Here is a 21,035-nt window from a genome sequence, read left to right on the forward strand (position 1 = left end):
TGACAGCCCCGGAGGAAAACGATGCCCAAGCCGAATGCCGATTTGTCCAAGGAAGAAAACCAGTCTGATGCGGCCGGCCGACGTGCGCAAGGAGAGTTCGTGCGCGGTGTCAGCGGCTTTCGGTCTGCTATCGGCGATGCGGATTTCCCGGCCGAACCCGGGAGATATCATCTCTTTGTCGCGCTCAATTGCCCCTGGTGCCACCGTGTAACCCTTGCCCGAAACATCCTCGGGCTTCAGTCCGGTGTTTCCATGGATGTCGCCTTTCCGGGCCGGACTGAAAAAGACGATCCGGCAGGGGAGAACCTTTGGGAATTCAATCCCGGACGGATTGCGAGCCTGACGGGTGCGCCATTGCCGGAATGCACTGAGGAAACGGCGACGGGCGAGGGGCTGCGCCTGGTGCAACAGATATACCGGGCCGAAGGGTCTGATGAACGATCCGTCCCGGTTCTTCACGACAAGAAGCAACAGCGCATCGTCAACAACGAAAGCGCCGAGATCATCCGCATGCTCAACGCGCATGCCGGGGCGCTGGGCAGTGCGATAGTTCAGGAAAAAAGGCCTGACCTTTATCCGAACGATGTGGATTTGCAGTCGGAGATCGATGCCCTGAACGAGGCAATCTACACACGCATAAACAATGGTGCCTACAAGGCCGGTTTTTCTTCCGATCAGAGCGTCTATGCGGCAGCATACGAAAGTTACTTCACCATGCTGGCAGAGCTGGAAGACCGGCTGGCAGCGAATGGTGGACCGTTTCTCACCGGGGAGAGCTTTACGGAAGCCGACCTGAGGCTGTTTCCGACGCTTTACCGGCACGACCCGGTCTATTTTGTGCGCATGAAGCTGAACGGCGCGCGGATCCTGGACTATCCCAATCTCTGGCACTGGCTGTGTCGGGTGCATGCCTTGCCGGGTGTTGCCGACAGTTCTTCGCTGGTCCATTGCAGGCAGGGGTATTTCGGGCGCTCCTGGAACAACGTCGTGCCGCTAGGGCCGTTCCGGCCAATGCCTTATCCGCAGGCCTATTCGCATCCCGAACTTGCAGGGGCGCCGTAAGTGGCGTGGAGGCGAGATACGTGTCGTTGGTCTGTCTTTCAGGCGTCAGCTACCGCGCAGGCGTTCGGCCGTAGCTTTGCCGATACTGCTTCGGCGTCATGCCGGTCTTGCGCTTGAACGCCCGCTCGAAGGCGGTCTGGTCGGAATAGTCCAGTTCGAAAGCGATCTGCGCCAGGGAATGGCTGGTGTCGACAAGGGCATGGCGGGCTATGCGGTATCGGCAATCGTCCAGAAGCGTGGAGAAGCGCAAGCCTTCCTCACCCAGATGTCTGTGCAGACTGCGGCGCGACAAGCCGAGGCGCCGGGCAACGGCTTCCTGGTCGGACGTCCCGGCGCCGAGCCCTTCGTAGATGGCTGTGCGTGTGCGTGCGGTCAAAGACTTGGTGCGGGCCTTGTTGGCAAGTGCCTCGCTCAAGCTGGCAAGGGCGTTGCGATGGCCACCGCCACTGTCGCGCGGCATTGAGGCGGACAGGACCTTTTCAGGAAAGCTGAGCGCGTTCGTTTCACAGTCGAACAGGCAGAAGCTGCCCGCGGTTTCCGCCCAGATCGACAGCGGGCGCGCCGCCGTGTGTTCGAAGCAGATGAGGTCCGGTTGCCAGTTGGGTCCGGCACCACGCCGGATGAGCTCTGTCAGGACGGAAAGCGTGAATTCCGCATCCTGCCTGCGCGGCCAGATATCCGGATTGAGGATACGGTAGGTGAGGGTGGCAACGCCGTCTTCGACGGTCAGCTGCAGATCCGTCTCGCTCTGGATGAATTTGATGAAGCGTTCGAACGTTCGCAACGCAGAACCGACGGTGGACGCAGTCAGAAGGGCTTCGCCCAGTTCGCCCAGGTCGTGAAGGTTGAGCCTGGGGCCAGATTGCCAGCCGATGCCGGGTTGGCCAAGCATGGCGGCGCCGTGCTCGTAGATCTCGACAAACGCATAAAGCGGGATTTCGAAGTGTGCGTCCTGCCAGGCGTCGACAGGCACGCCGCTCTGGCGTCCCAGAGCTGCCGGCTCCAGCCCCTTGTCGATCAGCATTGACTGCAGACCGCTCAAGGCACCTGCGATGATCGTGGCACCTGTTGGCATGACCCCCGCCTCTCCCGAAAGTCCCGCTTGGCCCACCTGCCGCAGTAAACGGCAAGTGGAAGCTTCAACTACAGCAGAGTTCCGGAGTTGTTGCAATTGACCAGTTCGGGATTTCAATAGGCCGGCAAAGATTGGCCGAAATTGTCGAGAAGTACGAAAAAGCCCTCTCTCTAATGGCAGGTACAGAGAGATCCGGTTCAGCACCTTGAAAACTTGGGCGTCCGGACGAGGGAACAGATTTGGTGACCTGCATCGATGTGGCGGTGGCCGGCGGTGGACCCGCCGGTGCATTCACAGCGCGTGAGCTGGCCTGTGCCGGGCTCAGCGTGCTCCTGATCGACCCGGCAACCTGCCGGCCCAGGCTGGAAGGCCTCGGCGAGCGGGTGGCGCAGCTTCTTATTGCCAAGGGACTTGGCAACACGCTGGGTGCTGCCAGCGCCCCCTTACCCCGACACGTGACATGGGCTGGCCTCACCGGAACGGCCAATGGCGAGCGGCTGGTTCGACGCCATGTCTTCGACGAGGCCTTGAGGCGTGCGGCCATTGAGGCAGGCGCACAGACCCGGCAGGCACGCCTTGGCCGGATCCTGGAATCCGACGAACAGCAGGGCGTCGTGTTGAAGCTTACGACCGGTGAGGAGATCCGCGCTCGCCTGTTGATCGACGCACGCGGACGGCAGACTTCTACCGCCCAGCGCCTCAAGGGACCACAGACCCTGGCAATTGCAGGACTGGCCACGCAAGCTGCAGGTGCCGCCGGTACCCATGTGGAGGCCACCCCTGAAGGCTGGCTCTGGGTGGCGGAAGATCCGGGTTTTGGCCGCTGGCTGCAGATTTCCGTTGGCGCGGATGATCTCGTTGGAGCCGGACAAGCAGCCTTGCGGGAACGAATGGCCCGGTTCCTTTCCCAGGACCAACTTGCTGGCCGGTTCTCTGACCTCGTCTTCCAGGATCCATTGATTGCCCGCTCGGCCGGTCTTGTTCTGGCAGCTCCACGGTTGAAGCTGCCGGTCATCCCTGTTGGCGATGCCGCGGTTGCTATCGATCCCTTGTCCGGTCACGGCCTGTTCTGGGCCCTGTCGTCCGCGCTTTCTGCGGTGCCGAGCGTGTTGACCGTTCTCGAGAACGTGGAGAAAGGAAGCCATCTTGCCACCCGGTTCTACCGGGACCGCGTCGTGGAAACCTTCTGGCGTCAGGCGCGAACAGGGCGCGATTTCTACCGGTTAGAAACAGGCCTTTCCGGCAATCCTTACTGGGCGGAACGGGTCTCATGGCCGGATGACGAACCGTCACATCCGACCGTGTACGAGACCAGCCTGCACAAGCGCGTTGTCGTCGAAAGTAACCGCCTGGTCGAGCGCGAAGTGCTGGTGACGCCGCAGGATCCCGGCGGCGTTGCTTATGTCGCGGGCATTCCGGTGGGCGACCTGAAGCCTTTCTTTCCGTCTTCCGCCTTGGCGCAGCCACCGCCAGGCGCACCGTCTCCCGCGCTCAAGGCCGCCTTCGGCTGGCTAAAGAGCCGCGGACTTCTGCATGGCTCGCTGAGCCGCACAAAACAACAGCAGACCAAAACGAGGGAAACAGCATGATCAAACGAATGCGAAAGGGGCATCTGGCCGGCCTTGCCGGGCTCATGCTTCTGATGCCTCTTCCGGCGGGGGCGCAGGACGGTGCCACGCTTCTGGAAGAAAATTGCAGCGGCTGTCACATGGCCGACGACAACGGTGCGCTCAGCCGCATCAGCGGTCAGCGAAAGACGCCCGAAGGCTGGTTGATGACCATCGTGCGCATGCGGCTCTTCCATGGCATGGAAATAGAGCCTGCCGTGCAGAGCGAGCTGGTACACTACCTATCGGACACGCAAGGTCTTGCCCCCAGCGAGACTGAAGGGCTGCGTTACGTTCTGGAACGTGAACCTGCGCATATGGAAGAGGTCGAGGCTCCGCTCGGCGAAATGTGCTCCCGTTGCCATTCAGCCGCTCGTTTCAAGCTTCAGCGGCGCACCCAGGAGGAATGGGCGCTCCATATCGATTTCCATGTCGGTCAATGGCCAACTCTGGAATATCAGGCGCTCGGGCGTGATCGTGAATGGCTGAAACTGGCCCGCGAGGAAGTGGTGCCGCTATTGGCCGAGCGCTATCCGCTCGAGTCCGACGCCTGGAACACGTGGCTGGAGGCACAGAAGCCGGAGGCCGCTGGAAGCTGGGTGTTCGCAACCAGCCTGCCGGAGAAGGGCGAGGCCTATGGCACGCTTGAGGTTTCCGGTGACAGCCAGCCCTATACGGTTTCCGGTACGCTGATGACCGTCGGTGGCGAGGAGCTGACCCTTTCCGGCAAGCTGAACGTCTATACCGGCTACGAATGGCGCGCCAACCTGGACATCGGCGGAACGAAGTACCGGCAGATCCTGGCGATCTCCGAAGATGGCAGCAGCCTGAGCGGCCGCCAGTTCCTGCATGCCGAAGATAGTCTGGGAGGCTCCTTCAAGGCGGCCAAGGCTGGCGGGACTCCTGCGATCGTCGGCGTCGTGCCGTCCACGGTTCCGGCCGGTAGCAGCGCTACGGTCCAGATCGTCGGCACAGGGCTTGGCGATGTTGCACTCAGCGGTGCGCTTGAAGCCACCGGCGGCACTACCAACGCTTATGGATCCGCAATTGAAGTCTCTCCCGCGGCGGATACCGATGGCCTGATCACGGTTGCGTCCGGAGACGCCACCACGGATGAGACGCTGGCGGTCTATAGCCATGTCGACAGCCTCAAGGTGGAGCCGGCCTTTGCCGTTGCCCGTGTCGGCGGCGGTGGCGGGTCTGCCGGCAAGGTTCCCGCTCGCTTCGATGCGGTCGGTTACTGGAATGGTCCGGACGGTCAGCCGGGGACCGAGGACGATATCCGTATCGGCTCCGTGCCGGCATCCTGGTCGGTTGCGCCCTTCAACGAAGAGGCCGAGCACCTGAAAGATACGGAATATGCAGGTGTGATGGATGAAACGCTCGGCATCTTCATGCCAGGCGTTGCAGGTCCGAATACCGAGCGTCCGTTCTCCACCAACAATGCGGGCAATCTGAAGGTGCTGGCAACCAGCGGCGAAGCGACCGGCGAAGGTCAGCTCATCGTCACGGTGCAGCGCTGGAACGATCCCCCGATCCGCTGAAACAGGAGTTTGTAATCATGGGATATCTCTTTTTTCAGCCGCAGAATGCGCACCGGGTCGAAGTGGACGGACGCCATCTGCTCTTCCACGTGCCGACGACATCTCTGTTCGAGATCGATCGGCTCGACAATGACGTGATTGACCTCTTCAGAGACCGGACCAGGGTTTCCGAAGCCGATGTCCGGGAACGGTTCAGCGGCCGGGTCGATCCGCTTGAGGTAACAGAACGGATCCGTTCGTTTCTCGATCTCGACATTATCACCGACGGCCGCCCGCCACGGGCGGAACGGCCGCCTATCCACATCCAGAACTTCCCGCTGACGACGATCGTTCTCAACGTCAACACGGGCTGCAATCTTTCCTGCACCTATTGCTACAAAGAGGATCTGGATACGCCGTCCAAGGGCCGGCGCATGGCGTTCGAGACGGCGAAGCGCTCGATCGAACTATTGCTGGCGGAAAGCCCCGACCGGGACAGCTATAATGTTGTCTTCTTCGGCGGCGAACCGCTCAGCAACCTGGCCCTGATCAAGGAAGTCGTTGCCTATGCGGAAGACCGCTTCGGCACTCTCGGCAAGCGCGTCGACTTTACCCTGACGACAAACGCGACGCTTCTAACCGAGGAGATCGTCGACTGGCTCAATGCCCACCGGTTCGGTCTGACCGTTTCGATGGACGGGCCGAAGGCGCTTCACGACAAGAACCGCAAGACAGTCGGCGGCAAGGGCACCTACAACGTCGTTGCCTCCAAGACCAGGATGCTGCTGGAGCGTTACACCTCCCGCCCGGTCGGCGGGCGAGTGACGCTGACCCATGGTGTGACTGCCGTCTACGAGATCTGGGATCACCTGAAAAACGAAATCGGCTTTCATGAAGTCGGCTTCTCGCCGGTGACCTCCGGTCCCATCGCGCCGTTCAACCTGACCGGCGACGAGCTTCAGACAGTGTTCGACGAGATGAAACGTCTTGGACGGCACTACCGGGATGAAGCGCTTCTTGGCCGCAACATAGGCTTTTCCAACATGCACCAGCTCATGAACGACCTTTACGAAGGCCGGTCAAAGGCACTGCCTTGCGGGGCAGGGCTCGGCATGCTGGCAGTTGATCACGAGGGCGGTCTCAATCTCTGCCATCGGTTCACCGGGTCCGACATGGAGACCTATGGCACGGTCGACGGCGGAATTGAAAAGCAGAAGCTTGCCCGTTTCATCGAAGACCGGGCGGATCGCACCGACAAGGGCTGCTCCACCTGCCGCATCCGCAACATCTGTGCGGGTGGCTGCTACCACGAGAGTTACGCCCATTTCTCCGATCCGATGAAGCCGACCTACCACTATTGCGACCTCATGCGCGACTGGGTGGATTTCGGCATCGGCGTCTATGGCGAGTTGATCGCCGGCGCTCCGGCTTTCTTTTCGGATCACATCATGCCTCGGAGGGCATTCGGCAAATGAGACATTTGAAACCCCTTAACCAGAAAGCCGACCGCGTCGTCACTGCGGTCGAAACCGACAAGATGGACGAAGTGCGGGCCATGCAGACCGTTGTGGTTGGTTGCACATCGACCCTCGATCCCGGCTGGGAAGTCGACCCGTTCGGCGGTGTCGCCGCCCTGTGCCAACCGATGGAGGCCGATCTTTATGGCTGTTCGGACCCTTGCTGGTGGCCGGCCCAGGTGCCGGACACCATCAATTCCTATCGGGACTGGAACGCCGATGCCGACAATGCCGGCAAGGACTGGCGCTCGCTCGGAACGGTTTTCCCGTCCGACAGCGAAACCTGACCGGCTGACGCCCTTCAAGATATTCGGAGAAACCCGATGCGAAACCTTATTGCTGCGGCAAGCGCAGCCCTGGCCTTGAGCCTTACCGCTCTGCCGGCCCTCGCCAAGGATCTGATTGTCACGGCCGCAAAGCCCGACCGGCTTTACGTGATCGACGCCAAGGCACGGACGATAGAGACCGACTGCAAGCTCGACTTCAACCTGATCCCCGGTGTCATCGTCGTCTCGCCGGACAACAAGATCGCCTATATCCTCGGCAATCGCTGGGAGGATGTTTTCGGCATTGACCTTGCCACCTGCGAGACAGTGTTTTCCGCGCATCAGTCAGAAAGCGACATCCGGCGCAAGTCGATCGCCTCGCTGGCCGTCTCCAAGGATGGCAAGGAGGTCTACACGGTGCGCAATCCGGTTCGCCTGCTTGCCGACCGATACGAGGTTCTTGAACCGGAAATCGCGGTCTATGAGACAGCAGCCGGTCTTGACGCCAAACCGGCCCGCACGTTCCCGAGTCCCCGCCGCATGACGGTGATGGCAACCGGGCGTGATGGCATGCTCTATGCCGCCGGGCACGAGATCTATGCGATTGACCCGAAGACCGGCGAAATCTCCATCAAGATCAAGAATGCCACCTGGGACCGGCCGACTTATTCTCCGCCGGACGTCCTTGCCTTCTGGCCCATCGGTACACAGGCAGACGAGTTCATGCTGCTTTATTCGGCCGCCAAATTCACCGATGAGTCGATGAGCGAGATCGCCGATTTCGTCTGGGGGTACCAGTCGGTCGATCTGACGACTGGGGAAAGCGATATCCAGGATTTCGCCAGCCTGGAAGTGATCATGTTCTCCGCCGTGCGTGACCCCAACGACAAGAGCAAGCTTTACGGTGTCTATACCCAGCTTTCCAAGCATGATGTCGAGAAGAAAGAGCTGATCAAGCGGGTCGACCTGCCACACACCTATTACTGTGTGAACATCTCGTCCGACGGCAAGGAGATCTATGTCGGCGGCACCAATGACGACATTGGCGTCTATGATGCAGAAACCCTGGAACGTATCGGTGAAATCCTCCTGCCTTCGGGCGGCGACATGGCCGCCGGTACGATGCAGGTGATCAGCACCGGAAGCTAGGAGAGAACCGAACCTGCGAGGATCCCGGTTGTCGTCCCGGTTTGCTGCGTCAGCGGCAAATCGGGACCCGGTATTCCCGATGGCGACTGAAGTGCTCCAATCTCATTGCCGGTGATTACCGGGATCCCGATTTCGCGGGGACGACAATGGGGAGGTTGCAAACAAGGAACACGGATGAAACAGGCAGTTTCCTTGAGAGGAGCAGACCGGGCCGGGACCATGTCGTCCCGGCCTTCGCTGCTGCGTGGGTTGTTCAACCGGGTCTTCGGTACCCGTGAGGCGGCGTGGCTGGTGCCGCTGGTCGCGCCATACCGCTGGCCGCTGGCAATGCTGTTCCTGTTGTCCCTTGTGGCGGCAGGTGCGGCGCTTGTGCCGCCTTACTTGACCAAGCTTGTCATCGATCGGGGCCTGATGGCTGGCGACAAGCACGCACTTGTGGTTTTTGTGGCCATCCTTTTTGGGGTTGGCCTGGCAGCACTGGCGCTGGGCGCACTGAATTCCTTGCTGCACCTGAGGTTTTCGGCAAGGCTGCTGAAGGACCTGCGCCGTTCGGCCGTCGACAGGATCCTTGCCCAGTCGCCCCGCTGGCAGGCCAAACAATCCATCGGCGAACTCATGAGCCGCCTTGATGGCGATGCCGGGGAAGTACAGCAATTCACGTTTGCCGTGCTGGTGAACGGCGGTGGCAGCCTTCTGAGACTGGTGGGCGGCCTGGTCATGTTGTTTGTGCTGGCGCCCAAGCTGGCTCTTCTTGCACTGGCACTGGCACCGGTCGAACTGTTGTTTTTCGCCCGTGCACGACCCGTCACCCAAGCGAAGGCAACTGAGGTACGGCAAGCGCGCGGTGTGCTCGCATCCGGGCTTGCGGAGACGATTACCGGGCTTTCCGCGCTGCGGGCTTTGAATGCGACCGGAGCTGCGGCAAAACGGATCGAAACACGGCAACAGGGCCTTGTCGCAGCATTGATGTCTGCGCAGATGTGGAACGAAGTAACGCGCGCGGTGCCTATGGTGCTGACGGCGCTCCTGCGTGGTGCGGTTTTTCTGATTGGCGGGCTCGCGGTGATCGACGGCACCATGCCGCTCGGGTCTCTGATCGCCTTCACCGCCTACCTCGCGTTCCTGATCGGGCCGATGCAGTCGCTCATTTCCCTCTGGCACGGACAGGCGCGCATGAAAGCGGCGCTCGACCGGCTCGACCGGATCATGAGTGCCGTACCGGATGTCCAGGACCCGTTATCACCTGTGCCACTGACTGCCGGTGGTGGTGAATTGGTGCTGGCAGGTGTTGCCTATGCACCGGATGGCGGCGTGCCGCTGTTTGAGAATGTTAGCCTCATCGTCCCCAAAGGACAGAAAGTCCGGCTGTGCGGTCCATCCGGCATCGGCAAGACGTCGCTTCTGTCGCTGCTTCAACGCCATGACGACCCGAAGGCCGGAACGATCCTTCTGGATGGTACGGACTTACGTCATCTCTCTCTTCAAGATCTCCGCACGGTTGTCGCCCTTGTGCCACAAAAGGGGCATGTCTTTTCCGGAACAGTGGCGGACAATCTCTGTCTCGGGTCTTCTGAGGCAGCCGAGGAAGACATGCATGCCGTTCTGCAATTCGTGGAGCTGGAGGACCGGTTTTCTGGCAAGGGACTTGAAACGGTTCTTGGCGAGGGAGGGCTTGACCTTTCCGGCGGAGAACGTCAGCGGCTGTGCCTTGCCCGCGCCCTGTTGCAGCCGTTCCAGGTGCTGATCCTGGATGAAAGCCTTTCGGAGGTTGATGCGGACCGGGTGTCACGGATCATGACCCGGATCGATACCCGGTTTGGTGATCGTACCCGCCTTGTCGTCACGCATGGGGACACGGAACGGTATGGGATCTTTGACAGTGAGCTGGTGCTGCAAGCAAGAGAGGTCGGGGTTTGATCAGGGTCGGGCTGATAGACGGTGCCTTGCCGGGGGACTGGCCAGGCCTGGCTGGACAGGAATGGTTCTGCAGGCCGGACGGCGCTGAACTTGCCTCAGGGCATGCGGAGGCGATGGTGCAGACCGTGTGCACTCATGCGGAAGATGTTTTGCTTCTCAACGCTGTTGTGTTTCCGGGGCAGCTTTCGACCACGCTTGACGCCATCTGCGCTGCCTTGAGCTGGCTTGCCGAAGATCCACCCGACATTGTCCTGTGTGCCTTCGGCATGGTGCGATCTTCCATCGAGATGTCGGTGGCAGTGGCCCGGCTACAGCAGGCGGGTAGTCTGATTGTCGGTTCTGCTCCGGCGCGCGGTGGGAACGCCTATCCGGCGGCAATTACAGGCGTCCTGTCAGTGCAGGGGGATGCCCGCTGCAGGCCGAATGACCTATCGCGGCTGGACCTGCCGCACGCAGCGTATGGCGCTTGCCCGATCGCGGCGGGACGAGAGGATATTCGCGGCGCCAGCGCGGCGGCAGCGCATCTCGCCGGACTGCTGGCGAGATCGGTTCAGGGGTCTGAAACGAATGCCCTGGTCGGGCTGGAGACCTTTGTCCGTTACCGGGGGCGGGAACGGCGCGGGGATGGGACGCTTGCGGGCAGCGGAGCGGCCGGGGTATCTGCCGGCGGGTAGTCTTATTTGAAAAGAGGCCGGAGTTTGTGGACCATCCTTCGAGACAGCGCTTCTCGCTTCCTCAGGATGAGGTTGTATTTGTTGCGAGGCCGAAATCTCACTTTCGACCTCATCCTGAGGAGGACCGTCAGGTCCGTCTCGAAGGATGGGCCGCATATTCGCAGCGGCAGATTTTCCGAATTTCAGTATCGTGGCAAAGAAGAGGGAAACCCTCCCGTCAGAGCCTGCGCACGCTTTCCAGGACGACCGCGTCGAGACCGGCACCGCCGGCTTCCACATGGGCTCTCAACTGGTCGCGCATGCGCGGCTCCCAGAAGTCCTTAAGATGGTTCGCGACCTTCTCCGCCTGGTCAACGCCTGGCTGGGTCTTGAAGAAGGTGGCGATCTGGTTGGCCATATAGACCATCTTTTCAGGCGACATCTGCAACTCCGGATAAGACGCGCTCTGGATGCGCGTAAAGATCAAACCCGCCGTCCCTTGAAAATGCGGCGACCGTTATGCCGGCCTCGTCGGCGAGGCGAAGTGCGGTCGACGTCGGGGCCGAGGCGGCAATCAGGGCCGGGCAGCCGGCGAAGGCGCATTTCTGCACCAGTTCCACCGACAGCCTGCTGGTGAGGACGAAAGCGCCGGTTGCGGGGTCGGTCCCGGCTTGGGCAAGGGCGCCGATCAGCTTATCGAGCGCATTGTGGCGGCCAACGTCCTCGCGCGCCACGACCACGCCCTTGCCCGGTTGGAGGAAACCGGCGGCGTGGGTGGCGCGCGTCTGGTCCCGAAGCGGCTGCAGCCGGCTGAGCGCATCGGTCGCTCTGGCCACATCCTGGCGGGACAGGACTGTTGTTGCGTCGACCTTCGGCAAAGGTCGCAGGGCCTGATCCAGACTTTCGATGCCACACAAGCCGCAACCAACCGGACCGGCCATGGCACGGCGGCGGGCAAGAAGCCGTTTCGAGCGGTCTGCGCGTAACCAAAGTCGAGCCTCTATGCCGCGGTCATGAGAGACCTCCTCGAAGGCTTCGATTTCGGTGATCGAGCTGATGATGCCTTCGCTCAGGGCAAATCCGACGGCAAAGTCGGCAACATCGCCAGGCGTTGCCATCATCACCGCCTGCGTGGTGCCATCAAAGACGAGCGCAACAGGGCTTTCCTCCGGCAGGCTTCTCGCGACCGCCACCTGGCCGTCCGCGTGGACGGCACGGCCCGGCATGGAGCGGGAGAGCGGGCGATCCATCACCAGTTACTCCGCAGCCGGCAGGATCCGCCGGGACATAGCTGCCTGGGCGGCATAGTCTTCCTGCCAGTTGGTCGGTCCGTTGGACAGGCTGACCTGAACCGCCGTCACCTTGTATTCCGGACAATTTGTGGCCCAGTCGGAGAAGTCGGTCGTGATGACATTCGCCTGGGTGTCCGGATGGTGGAAGGTGGTGTAGACAACGCCGGGACTGACCCTGTCGGTGAGATGGGCCCGCAAGGTGGTCTCTCCGGAACGCGATGCCAGCTTCACCCAGTCGCCTTCCTTCAGTCCGCGGTTTTCCGCGTCATGCGGGTGGATTTCCAGAAGATCCTGATCGTGCCAGATAACGTTGTCGGTTCGCCGGGTCTGGGCACCGACATTGTACTGGGACAGGATACGGCCGGTGGTCAGAAGCAGCGGGAAGCGAGGTCCGGATTTCTCGTCCGTCGCCACATACTCGGTGACAATGAACCGGCCCTTGCCACGCACGAAACCATCGACATGCATGAGCGGCGTGCCATCCGGCGAGGCTTCGTTGCAGGGCCATTGCACCGACCCTTTTTCCTCCAGCAGATCGTAGGTGACGCCGGCGAAGGAGGGCGTGGTTGCAGCGATTTCAGCCATGATTTCGGACGGATGGCTATAGGTCCATCCTGCACCCATGGCGTTGGCGAGCATCTGGGTGATCTCCCAGTCGGAATAGCCGTTGCGCGGCGCCATCACCTTGCGCACGCGGTTGATGCGGCGTTCGGCGTTGGTAAAGGTACCGTCCTTTTCCAGGAACGTGGAACCGGGCAGGAAGACATGGGCGTAGTTGGCGGTTTCGTTCAGGAAGAGGTCGTGAACAATGACGCATTCCATGGCTGCAAGGCCGGCCGCCACATGCTTGGTGTCGGGGTCCGACTGGAGAATGTCCTCGCCCTGGCAATAGAGCCCCTTGAAGCTGCCATCGACAGCGGCATCCAGCATGTTGGGGATGCGCAAGCCCGGCTCGGCATCGATCTCAACGCCCCAGATGTCCTGGAAGATCGCGCGGACGTCCTCGTTCTTCACATGGCGGTAGCCCGGAAGTTCATGCGGGAAGGAGCCCATGTCGCAGGAGCCCTGGACGTTGTTCTGGCCGCGCAACGGGTTCACGCCAACACCCTTTCGCCCGACATTGCCCGTGAGCATTGCAAGGTTGGCGATGCCCATGACCGTGGTCGAGCCCTGGCTGTGTTCCGTCACGCCGAGGCCGTAGTAGATCGCGCCATTGCCGCCGGTCGCGAACAAGCGGGCCGCCTTGCGCAGCTCTTCCGCCGGAACGCCGGTCAGGCCTTCGCTGGTTTCCGGGCTGTGGCGCGGATCGCGAACGAAGTCGGCATAGGTCAGGAACTCGTCCCAGTCGCAACGTTCGCGAATATAGTCTTCGTTGAAAAGACCTTCTGTGACGATGACATGGGCGAGGGCGGTTACCACGGCAACGTTTGTGCCGGGACGCAGCTGCAGATGGTGGGACGCCTCGATGTGAGCCGATTTCACCAGATTGATGCGGCGCGGGTCGATAACGATCAGCTTGGCACCGGCACGCAGGCGCTTCTTCAGGCGGGAGGCAAAGACCGGGTGACCGTCGGTCGGGTTGGCGCCAATCACGATGACGACGTCGGTATGTTCGACGGAATCGAAATCCTGCGTTCCTGCAGAGGTCCCAAAGGTCTGGCCAAGGCCGTAGCCGGTCGGCGAGTGGCAGACACGGGCACAGGTGTCGGTGTTGTTGTTGCCGAAGACCGCCCGGGTCAGCTTCTGCACAAGGAAGGTTTCCTCGTTGGTGCAGCGGCTGGAGGTGATCACACCGATGGACTTGCGGCCGTGCTTTTCCTGCAGGCCGCGCAGGCGGTTGGCGGCGAAGCTGAGGGCCTCGTCCCAGGAAACTTCCTGCCAGGGTTGATCGATGCTGTCGCGGATCATCGGGTTGAGGATCCGGTCCTTGTGGGTCGCATAGCCATAGGCGAAGCGACCCTTGACGCAGGAATGGCCGCGATTGGCCTTGCCGTGCTTGTAAGGCACCATGCGCACCAGTTCGTCGCCGTTGAGTTCAGCCTTGAACGAGCAGCCGACGCCGCAATAGGCGCAAGTAGTGACGACGGAACGTTCCGGCGTTCCCAGTTCGATGACGGATTTTTCCTGAAGCGTGCCGGTTGGGCAGGCCTGCACGCAGGCGCCACAGGACACGCAGTCGGAAGACAGGAAATCGTCGAACGCCGCCCCCGGCGAAACACGGCTTTCAAAACCACGGCCCTCGATGGTCAGGGCAAAGGTGCCCTGAACCTCTTCGCAGGCCCTAACACAACGCGAGCAGACGATGCATTTGGCCGGGTCATAAGCGAAATAGGGGTTGGAAACGTCCTTCGGGATATACTCCGGGTTCGGCCCAACAGAGGTACGCTGTTCGAAGTGGTTGCGGCCCGGCTCGTAACGGACATCACGCAGACCGACCATGCCGGCCATGTCCTGCAGCTCGCAATCGCCATTGGCAGCGCAAGTCAGGCAGTCCAACGGATGGTCGGAGATGTAGAGCTCCATCACGCCCTTGCGGATCTGCTTGACCCTGGAGGACTGGGTGTGAACGACCATGCCCGGCGCAACCGGTGTGGTGCAGGAGGCAGGTGTGCCGCGCCGGCCCTCGATCTCGACCACGCAAAGGCGGCAGGAACCGAAGGCGTCGATGCTGTCCGTTGCGCAAAGCTTGGGAACCTGAAGACCGATTTCAGAGGCCGCGCGCATCACCGAGGTGCCTTCCGGCACAGTGACCTCGAAGCCATCGATGGTCAGTGTGACCGGAGCGCCTTCCTTTGCCGGAGTGCCCATGTCGCGATCATCATGGATGTTGGCGAGATCCGTCATTCGGCGGCCTCCTTCTGGCGGGCAAAATCTTCAGGGAAGTGGGTAAGGGCGCTCATGACCGGATAGGGCGTGAACCCACCAAGGGCACAAAGCGAGCCGTCTTTCATCGTGTCGCAGAGATCCGTCAGGAGGTGGACAGCCCCTGCATCGCCAGCATCGATCCGGTCGATTGTCTCGACACCGCGCACGGCGCCGATCCGGCACAGTGTGCATTTGCCACAACTTTCCACAGCGCAGAATTCCATGGCGAAGCGGGCCATCTTCAGCATGTCCACCCTGTCATCGAAGACGACAATGCCGGCATGTCCGATGAGGCCACCCTGGCCGTCGAATTCTTCATAACCGAACGGCGTGTTGAACTTGGAGACGGGCATATATGCCCCGAGGGGGCCACCAACCTGGACAGCCTTGACCGGCCGGCCACTGGCGGTGCCACCGGCAATATCGTTGATCAGCTCACCCAGAGGCATGCCGAAAGCGGTCTCGAAAAGACCGCCGTAGCGTACATTGCCTGCGATCTGGATCGGCATGGTGCCCTTGGAACGGCCGAGGCCGAACCTGGCATAGAACTCCGCGCCTTTTTCCATAATGACCGGAACAGTTGCCAGCGAGAGCACGTTGTTGACGACGGTCGGCTTGCCGAAAAGGCCTTCAAGCGCCGGCAGCGGCGGCTTGGCCCGCACGATGCCGCGCTTGCCTTCCAGGCTGTTGAGGAGGGACGTTTCCTCACCGCACACGTATGCGCCTGCACCAGTGCGGATTTCCAGATCGAAAGCCTTGCCGGAACCGAGAACGTTCGTGCCGAGCAGGCCGGCCTTGAGACCGATCCTGACAGCAGCTTCCATGACTGCGATGGCGTCCGGATACTCGGAGCGAATATAGACGAAGCCCTTGGTGGCGCCTGTGGCAAGGCCGGCGATGATCATGCCTTCGATCAGCGTGAAGGGATCGCCTTCCATGAGCATGCGGTCGGCGAAGGTGCCGCTGTCACCTTCGTCCGCGTTGCAGACAATGTATTTGCGCGCCGAAACTGCCTTGCGGACCGTGTCCCACTTGATCCCCGTGGGAAACCCTGCGCCACCACGGCCGCGCAGGCCGGAGTTGGTGACTTCCGCAACGATCTCTTCTTCACTGAGAGCAAGAGCGCGTTTCAGGCCGACAAGTCCGCCATGGGCTTCGTATTCGGCGAGGTTGAGCGGATCGATCAGGCCGCAACGGGCAAAAGTCAGCCGGGTCTGGCGGGCGAAAAAGGGGATGTCTTCCACCGTGCCGAGACTTTCCAGCGTGCCATCCAGAAGAGAGGGAACGTCTTCGGCTGTGACGGCGCCATAGGCCTTGCGGGTGCCGTCGATTTCGATTTCGACAAGCGGTTCAAGCCAGACCATGCCACGGCTGCCATTGCGCACCACGGTGACATCGAGACCACGGTTGCCGGCTTCGATTTGAATTGCTGCGGCAACTTCATCGGCACCCAGTGCCTTGGCAGCGCTGTCGAGGGGAACGAAGATCTTCATGCTCCGGCCTCCAGGAGGATACGCGTCATGCGATCTTCGGTGACACGGCCGATGACCTTGCCGTCGACCATCGCGGCAGGGGCGCAGGCACACAGGCCGAGGCAGTAGACAGGTTCGAGAGTGACGGCACCGTTGCGGGTTGTGCCGTGCCAGTCCAGGCCGAGCTTCGCCAGAACCGCCTCGCCAAGGGCTTCGCCGCCGACGGCCTGGCAGGCCTCTGCCCGGCAGATCTTGACGACGTGGCGCCCGGCGGGGGCCTTGCGGAAATCATGGTAGAAGGAGATGACGCCGTGAACTTCCGCCTTGGACAGATTGAGCGCCTCTGCAATCAGCTCGACCGCTGCCTGGGGCACATAGCCGAATTCCGCCTGCAAGCCGTGCAGCATGGGCAGAAGTGGACCTTCCAAGGTAATAAAATCTTCCATCACGGCCGAGATCTGTTCGGCCATGGGCTCTCCCGTCGCATACGGCATGCGCGTCCTCCCGTATATTTCGAGGCGTATCACACCATTAAGTTTGATTTGATATCAATAATGATTTTCCGTTGATCGATTGGAAATCATGATCGAACATCATTTGACCGTTTCGGCTAACTTCCGGTCAGACCTCGGAAATACGCCTTGCTTCGGACAGAAGAGCCCGCAAAACCGGGGTGTGCGGTTCGCGATAGGGGGCCACGAGGCCGACAGTGTGACCGGTGTGAACGCCGACAAGAGGGATCGTCTTCAAGGGTTTTCCGGCTGTCAGAAATTCTGCCAGATCCGCTGGCAGGACGGTTATCCAGCCACCGTCCAGCACATTTGCCACCAGCACGACCGTGGAATTGGACTCGATCCGGGCTTCCGGCATGATTCCGGCTTCACCGAAATGACGGTTGATGATCCGCCGGTTCTGCATGTCGGGCGTCAGAAGGCAGATCCGTTCCTCGGCCAGCTCCTTCCATTTGACCGACTTTCTGCCAGCGAAGGTCGAAGCTTCATTGCAAACCAGCATATAGCTTTCATTGTAGAGCGGCTCGGTGCTGACCCTGCCGGTCGGTTCGTTGTCGAGGTAGGAAATGCCGGCATCGATATCGAGATTCTCCAGCATCGACAGGATTTCCATCGAATTTCGCGACAAGATGGTGAAACGCACGTTCGGGTGCTTGTTGCCGAACCATGTCGTCAGTTTGGCTGCCCATGTGAGGGCGGTCGGGATGACGGCTATGCGCAATTGTCCCGTCAGGCCGTCGCGGGAGAACCGCATCTCCTCGCGCAACTGGCGGGCATCCCCCACGATCTGACGAGCCCAGACCAGGGCACGCTGGCCTTCAGGTGTCAGACCGCCGAACCGGGATCCTCTGAAAAACAGCTGAACACCAAGCTGATCCTCAAGCTGCTTGATGCCTGTCGAGAGCGTCGGCTGGGCGATGCCGAGGCTTTCGGCCGCACGGCCGAAATGTTCTTCCCGGGCCACGGCAAGAAACATCTCGAGCTTTTCGATCATCACAAAGGCTCCGAACCGGTCAGTAGTGGGTAGGTCCATGTTTCATGACATTTGACCAGGGGAATTGAAAGTAGTGTTTTCAATCAGAATTTTCGATCGATGTTTACTTGCAGCTGCTCACGCCAGGTTGAACAATCTCGCGTGCGCTGCCGCCACCTGCTAAAGGTTGGGCATGAGTGGCACCGTCAGATTTGAAAAATGGCATCACCGGATCGACACAGCGGAAAATGCGCTGATCTTTCCGGATGGCTGCCGGGATGTGCTGGTGGTGCGTGAGCAGGGCAAGCGGGAAAAGGTTCTGCTGACGGACCTCGATTTCCAGCCGCGCATCGCCGAACTCGCGGCCGGGACGCATATCACGGGGTTCCGGTTGCGCCCGGGTGGCGTCGTTGAGGACGAGGTTCTTCAGGCCATTGAACGCGACTGCGAACGAGTGGAAGACATCCTCGGCAACGTACTTGACGAGACCAATGACCTGGATGACGTGATCGTTGCCCTGACGTTGCCACAGTCGACCGTCGAGCGGGCATCGAAACAGGCAGGCGTGTCGGTGAGAACACTGCAGAGGCGGTTTCGGGAGCAAGGCCTGCCACCACCGGAATACTGGCGCTTGCTCGCGCGAGCGCGCAGGGCTGCAGGACTGCTGACGACGGAAGTGCCGCTGGTGGAGATCGCCGCTGTGTGCGGCTTCAGCGATCAGGCCCATATGACGCGCGACCTGCAGCGCTGGTTCGGACGGTCACCGGCGCAATTGCGCCGGGACCCCGATAGCCTGTCGCTGTTGTCTCAACCAGCACTGGGCAACTGGATCGGCGAGCAGATCTCCACGAGGTAGCCGAAAGGATCGCTCACATAGGATGTGATCTGCCCCCAGGGTTCCTCGCGTGCATCCTGCAACTTGTTTGCACCGGCGGCGACTGCACGGGCAAGCGAGGCTGCAACGTCATCCGTCTCGAACGCCAGTTCGAACACAGGTGACTTCGGTTCGGGGGTGCCCGGTGTCTTTCCGAGCTGGTTCATCAGTGCTTTGGATGAGAACGCGAGCTTTGTCTCGCCCGTTGCGAGTTCGCCGTAGTCTCCGGATTCATGAAGGAACAGACGTTCCAGTCCAAAGGCCTTTTCGTAGAAGTCGAGAGCGGCGGCGACATTCTCGACGTAGAGGATGGTGTATCTCAGAATCACTTGGGTCTCCCGGTCGGTTGGTTTGGCGCCAGCCATAGAAGGTTGGTGCAAGGCCGTCTTGAAGGATCACGACATCAGAGCCGATTGCCAGTCTGCCAGGATGCCGGCCAATAGCTTGCGGGTCGCCGCTTCATACGCTTTCCTGTCACCGCCATTTGCAATTGCCAGCGCCGCGCGGTCGAACGCGGAAGAGAGCAGGTCCGCCAAAGGCTCCAGGGGAATATCTTTCAGTGCACCGTGATTGGCTGCATGCCGCAGGCCTTCCAGTAGCGTGGCACCACCGGTCTGGCGATCGATCTCCGCCATTTCCGACAGCCCGAGCACCGTCGGTCCTTCCAGCAGCATGATCCTTGCCCGGCCCGCAACGGACATGGCCGAGAAATAGGCGCTGGCGCCGGACATGAAGGCATCGAGCGGTGTCTGGCCCGTGTTCGTCTGGCTGTTGATTTCCGCCGCGATCGCTTCCGATTCCTGGTGGACCAGCGCCCGCATCAGGTCAGCCTTGTCGGCGAAGTGATGATAGAGCGCGCCGCGGGTGACGTCTGCCGCCTTGACGATCTCAGGTGTTCCGGTTTCCGCATAGCCTTTTTCAACGATCAGCGCCCTTGCCGCATCCAGCAGGGCCTTGCGCGTTTCCGCGCGCCTTTCCGCCTGTGTACGGCGTTCACCTGACTTCTCGGAGTTTTTGCCTTGCATACATGCAGCCTGTATGTTAGTTGAAAAAAACATACAGACTGTATGTCTTTTTATTGCGATTGGAAAGCCTCGGAAACAGCCGGAAGCCGGATGGAACAGGCAATCCACATCCGAAATTGGCGAGGAACAGGAGAAAAACGATGAAATGCACCCAATATTATCCGGTCCTCATGACCGACAAGGTCGCGGAGACTGCCCGGTTCTATTCGGAACATTTCCGCTTCAAGCCGATGTTTGAAGCCGACTGGTACATGCACCTGCAGTCGGAGGAGGACGAAAGCGTCAATCTCGCGATCCTTGACCAGAACCACGAAACCATTCCGGAAGCCGGTCGTGGTCGGGGCGCAGGAGGGCTTCTGATCAATTTTGAGGTCGAGGATGTCGATGCGGTTTATGAGGCCGCCCAGGCGAACAGGTTACCCATTCTGCAGGTGCTGCGGGACGAGGCCTTTGGCCAGCGCCATTTCATCACGTGTGATCCGAACGGAGTGCTGATCGACGTGATCAAGCCGATCCCGCCCAGCGAAGAGTTCCTGAAGCAGTTCGCCGCTGAAGCTGTGCCTGCCTGACGCGTCGACAGTCATGCCGGTGAATGCGTCCGGAGTGAGGGAAGTCTCCCACTGCTGTGATCCGCTTCGGAGTAGGCCGGCATGAAAGAGGCGTGGCCGGAAACCCGGCCACGCCTCGTCATTTTCAAGACTGACTGTTGATGCGTCAGGAGGAAACCGGCGGACAGGAGCTACCCTGTTCGGCGCGCGACTTCAGACCTTGAAGGCTCTGCATCGTGTTCGGGTTGCCCGGCAGAACGAAGCTCTGCTCAAGTGCCGTGCGCACGTTGTTGATCACGGCAAGATCCTGAACAGCCAGCGTCTGGCAAGGCGTTCCGGTGAAGCGAACCCGGATGCGGATCACGCGCTGGCCGTTGTCGGACGGGCCGAATTCGGAATCGAGCGCTGGGTTCGCGCCGGTCATCGGGCGTTCCAGAACCACCATGTTCGGCTGGTCCTGCAGTACGACGGTGCCGCGTTCCTGGGCACTGGAGACCAGTGCGGACCGCACGCTTGCCGGATCGGCTGCGATATTTACCGATTGCGCGCCGGCTGGCACGTCCAGCCTTGGCTGATCCGGCTGTGTGGGGCGCTGAGAGGACCCGGACTGGCAGGCGGCAAGAGCAAGAGCGCAAAAAGCGGATAAAACGATACGTCGCATGGGCAGTCCCAAGGTTAAAATGGTCAACTTAAGAGCCGGTCTAG

At 60.9% G+C, this 21,035-nt stretch carries 20 protein-coding genes; 10 read left to right on the plus strand and 10 right to left on the minus strand.

Annotated features, from left to right (window positions below):
* The first annotated feature begins 21 nt into the window (after positions 1-21).
* Positions 22-1,062: a glutathione S-transferase C-terminal domain-containing protein gene (locus ACP90_RS10690; RefSeq protein WP_062488314.1), complete on the plus strand. Its 1,041-nt coding sequence runs from the start codon at positions 22-24 to the stop codon at positions 1,060-1,062.
* Positions 1,063-1,111: 49 nt separating this feature from the next.
* Here ACP90_RS10690 and ACP90_RS10695 read toward each other — a convergent pair whose 3' ends face one another.
* A complete protein-coding gene (locus tag ACP90_RS10695) occupies positions 1,112-2,137 on the minus strand; it encodes an AraC family transcriptional regulator (RefSeq protein WP_062488315.1) in 1,026 nt (341 codons plus the stop codon).
* Between the two features lie 242 nt (positions 2,138-2,379).
* On the opposite strand from ACP90_RS10695, the gene ACP90_RS10700 reads away from it, so the two are divergent.
* The 7 genes from ACP90_RS10700 to ACP90_RS10730 all read left to right on the plus strand — a co-directional run bounded on the left by ACP90_RS10700 (position 2,380) and on the right by ACP90_RS10730 (position 10,790).
* Positions 2,380-3,726, plus strand: coding sequence for a lycopene cyclase family protein (locus ACP90_RS10700; RefSeq protein WP_208993503.1), 1,347 nt, complete (start codon positions 2,380-2,382; stop codon positions 3,724-3,726).
* On the plus strand, positions 3,723-5,288 hold the full coding sequence (peaA, locus tag ACP90_RS10705; protein ID WP_201030464.1) for a quinohemoprotein amine dehydrogenase subunit alpha: 1,566 nt from the start codon (positions 3,723-3,725) through the stop codon (positions 5,286-5,288). The genes ACP90_RS10700 and peaA overlap by 4 nt, the downstream gene beginning before the upstream one ends.
* 17 nt (positions 5,289-5,305) lie before the next feature.
* Positions 5,306-6,742, plus strand: coding sequence for a quinohemoprotein amine dehydrogenase maturation protein (gene peaB, locus ACP90_RS10710; RefSeq protein ID WP_062488317.1), 1,437 nt, complete (start codon positions 5,306-5,308; stop codon positions 6,740-6,742).
* Positions 6,739-7,071: a quinohemoprotein amine dehydrogenase subunit gamma gene (qhpC, locus tag ACP90_RS10715; protein ID WP_006932572.1), complete on the plus strand. Its 333-nt coding sequence runs from the start codon at positions 6,739-6,741 to the stop codon at positions 7,069-7,071. Before peaB ends, qhpC begins: the two co-directional genes overlap by 4 nt.
* 36 nt (positions 7,072-7,107) lie before the next feature.
* Positions 7,108-8,199, plus strand: coding sequence for a quinohemoprotein amine dehydrogenase subunit beta (gene peaD / locus ACP90_RS10720; RefSeq protein WP_062488318.1), 1,092 nt, complete (start codon positions 7,108-7,110; stop codon positions 8,197-8,199).
* Between the two features lie 174 nt (positions 8,200-8,373).
* Entirely contained in the window at positions 8,374-10,116 is a 1,743-nt protein-coding gene (locus ACP90_RS10725) for an ABC transporter ATP-binding protein (protein ID WP_062488319.1), read from the plus strand.
* On the plus strand, positions 10,113-10,790 hold the full coding sequence (locus ACP90_RS10730; RefSeq protein ID WP_062488320.1) for a hypothetical protein: 678 nt from the start codon (positions 10,113-10,115) through the stop codon (positions 10,788-10,790). The genes ACP90_RS10725 and ACP90_RS10730 overlap by 4 nt, the downstream gene beginning before the upstream one ends.
* A gap of 217 nt (positions 10,791-11,007) precedes the next feature.
* On the opposite strand, the gene ACP90_RS10735 is transcribed toward ACP90_RS10730, so the two are convergent.
* The 6 genes from ACP90_RS10735 to ACP90_RS10760 all read right to left on the minus strand — a co-directional run bounded on the left by ACP90_RS10735 (position 11,008) and on the right by ACP90_RS10760 (position 17,904).
* Entirely contained in the window at positions 11,008-11,211 is a 204-nt protein-coding gene (locus ACP90_RS10735; protein WP_062488321.1) for a formate dehydrogenase subunit delta, read from the minus strand.
* A complete protein-coding gene (gene fdhD, locus ACP90_RS10740) occupies positions 11,201-12,019 on the minus strand; it encodes a formate dehydrogenase accessory sulfurtransferase FdhD (protein ID WP_062488322.1) in 819 nt (272 codons plus the stop codon). The genes ACP90_RS10735 and fdhD overlap by 11 nt, the downstream gene beginning before the upstream one ends.
* A 6-nt stretch (positions 12,020-12,025) precedes the next feature.
* Positions 12,026-14,869, minus strand: a complete 2,844-nt coding sequence (gene fdhF / locus ACP90_RS10745) for a formate dehydrogenase subunit alpha (RefSeq protein WP_208993567.1) — start codon at positions 14,867-14,869, stop codon at positions 12,026-12,028.
* 32 nt (positions 14,870-14,901) lie between these two features.
* Positions 14,902-16,419 carry an NADH-quinone oxidoreductase subunit NuoF gene (locus ACP90_RS10750; protein ID WP_062488324.1) on the minus strand — a complete coding sequence of 506 codons (1,518 nt, stop codon included), beginning with the start codon at positions 16,417-16,419 and terminating at the stop codon, positions 14,902-14,904.
* The gene (locus ACP90_RS10755; RefSeq protein ID WP_062488325.1) at positions 16,416-16,868 is read right to left on the minus strand and encodes a formate dehydrogenase subunit gamma; all 453 of its coding nucleotides are present in this window, start codon (positions 16,866-16,868) and stop codon (positions 16,416-16,418) included. The genes ACP90_RS10750 and ACP90_RS10755 overlap by 4 nt, the downstream gene beginning before the upstream one ends.
* Before the next feature lie 151 nt (positions 16,869-17,019).
* Positions 17,020-17,904 (minus strand): LysR family transcriptional regulator, encoded by an 885-nt coding sequence (locus tag ACP90_RS10760; protein WP_062488326.1) that lies wholly within the window; start codon positions 17,902-17,904, stop codon positions 17,020-17,022.
* A 172-nt stretch (positions 17,905-18,076) separates the two neighbouring features.
* Between ACP90_RS10760 and ACP90_RS10765 the strand changes: the two genes are divergently transcribed.
* A complete protein-coding gene (locus ACP90_RS10765) occupies positions 18,077-18,739 on the plus strand; it encodes a helix-turn-helix domain-containing protein (RefSeq protein ID WP_062488327.1) in 663 nt (220 codons plus the stop codon).
* Here ACP90_RS10765 and ACP90_RS10770 read toward each other — a convergent pair.
* Positions 18,691-19,086, minus strand: coding sequence for a VOC family protein (locus tag ACP90_RS10770; protein WP_031269217.1), 396 nt, complete (start codon positions 19,084-19,086; stop codon positions 18,691-18,693). The genes ACP90_RS10765 and ACP90_RS10770 overlap by 49 nt on opposite strands.
* 66 nt (positions 19,087-19,152) lie before the next feature.
* Positions 19,153-19,782 (minus strand): TetR/AcrR family transcriptional regulator, encoded by a 630-nt coding sequence (locus tag ACP90_RS10775; protein WP_062488328.1) that lies wholly within the window; start codon positions 19,780-19,782, stop codon positions 19,153-19,155.
* Between the two features lie 140 nt (positions 19,783-19,922).
* Here ACP90_RS10775 and ACP90_RS10780 point away from each other — a divergent pair, with 140 nt between their 5' ends.
* Positions 19,923-20,351 (plus strand): VOC family protein, encoded by a 429-nt coding sequence (locus ACP90_RS10780; protein WP_062488329.1) that lies wholly within the window; start codon positions 19,923-19,925, stop codon positions 20,349-20,351.
* Positions 20,352-20,496: 145 nt separating this feature from the next.
* On the opposite strand, the gene ACP90_RS10785 is transcribed toward ACP90_RS10780, so the two are convergent.
* Complete coding sequence (locus ACP90_RS10785; protein ID WP_023000797.1) at positions 20,497-20,991, minus strand: hypothetical protein; 495 nt, start codon at positions 20,989-20,991, stop codon at positions 20,497-20,499.
* Between the last annotated feature and the right edge of the window lie 44 nt (positions 20,992-21,035).

Origin of the sequence: Labrenzia sp. CP4 (genome assembly GCF_001579905.1) — a bacterium.
Taxonomy (GTDB): Bacteria; Pseudomonadota; Alphaproteobacteria; order Rhizobiales; family Stappiaceae; genus Roseibium; species Roseibium algicola.